The following is a 1,300-nucleotide window of genomic DNA, read 5'->3' on the forward strand; positions in this document are numbered from 1 at the left end:
GGATCGCCAACAGGTGCTCGACCTCCGGCAAACCCATGTGCAAACCGGGCAGCCCCTCCCCCATCGGAATGTCCTTGAACAGGTCCGCAAGCGGATGCCGGTCCTTACGCGCCAACACGATCCCCGTCCGGCGATCCCGGATGATCCCGTCCTTGTCAGCCTTCGCCACAGCCACGCTCCTTACGGTAGTCACTGTTCACTGTATCTACCGATTGTGAATTCACGACGAAACTCCCACTGCCTGAAGCATTGCCTTCAACCCTTCAACCTGCCGCGACAACATCGCCCCGGGTGTCTGCTCCTTCCGATCATCGCCAATCGCGATGTCGTACCGCGGATCCTGATCTCGGCTCCACGACAACTTCAGCCCGTACACATGGTCGATGTAGTAGGTGCCGCGCTTACCGATCTCCACCGCGGTCCGGTCACCGAGATCGAAATGCTCGCCGACGCGCCACGGCGCGAAGTTGACCACCGACACCTTGTACGAGCGGTACCCCTTCGTCTTGTCGAAGCCGGCACGGATAGCCATCAACGCCGACAAGCACGCACCGGTGCCGCCGGATGCTTCCCACCATTCGCCGTAGCCCGGGCCGCGGATGCCCATCCTGTTCTGCCGCATCGGATTCGCCATCCGATGGAACGCGAGCACGACGTCTTCGATCACCGAATCGAAGATTCCCAGCGCGAGGCCGGCGTTGCCGAACATCGCTCCGATGTAGCCGAGGATCGCATTTGCGATGAGCTTCAGACCGGCGTTCACCCAGTCAGGTGAGTGGCCGCCGGTCACGATCGCACCAGCCAACGCCTTGTGGACAGTCGCCTGCCACTGCCCGATACCCGAGACTCCGGTGCGTTGCGCGTTGCGCCAGGTGACGAACGGGCGTTGCGGGTTCGTACCCAGGTGCCCGGACAGCGAGTACTCGGGCGGGTTCGGTGCGCCGGTGACCTCGGTGACCACCTCGTTGATCAAATCGTCGGCGATGTCGGTCACCAGATGAAGCAGGCCGTCGAAGATGTTGCCGTTCTTGCCGCGGTACCCGGACTTGTCGACGACGTCGATCGTGAGCGTCGGCTCGGTCAGGATGAAGTGGTTCGGCGCCGGTTGCGGCATCCCCGGGAACCAGCGCTTCACGACAACCTGCAGGCCCGCGTCCGCGAGGACCGGTGCGATAACGTCGTGCAGATTCCCGAATCTGGTCGTGATGACCTGCCACATCGACGTGTCGCCGAAGAAGTCGCCGGGAATCACGACGATCGGCCAGTTCGCGGGATTCAAGTTCGACGCCCACGACGACGG

General features: G+C 62.8%; 1 protein-coding gene. It reads right to left on the bottom strand.

Annotated elements, in window-relative coordinates:
- Window positions 1–220 precede the first annotated feature (220 nt).
- A partial coding sequence (locus ABT116_RS47100; protein ID WP_351647519.1) for a Gp37-like protein occupies window positions 221–1,300 on the bottom strand: 1,080 nt, incomplete at its 5' end.

This window comes from Streptomyces sp. NPDC002130, from assembly GCF_040296465.1.
In the GTDB taxonomy this organism is placed as follows: Bacteria; Actinomycetota; Actinomycetes; order Streptomycetales; family Streptomycetaceae; genus Streptomyces.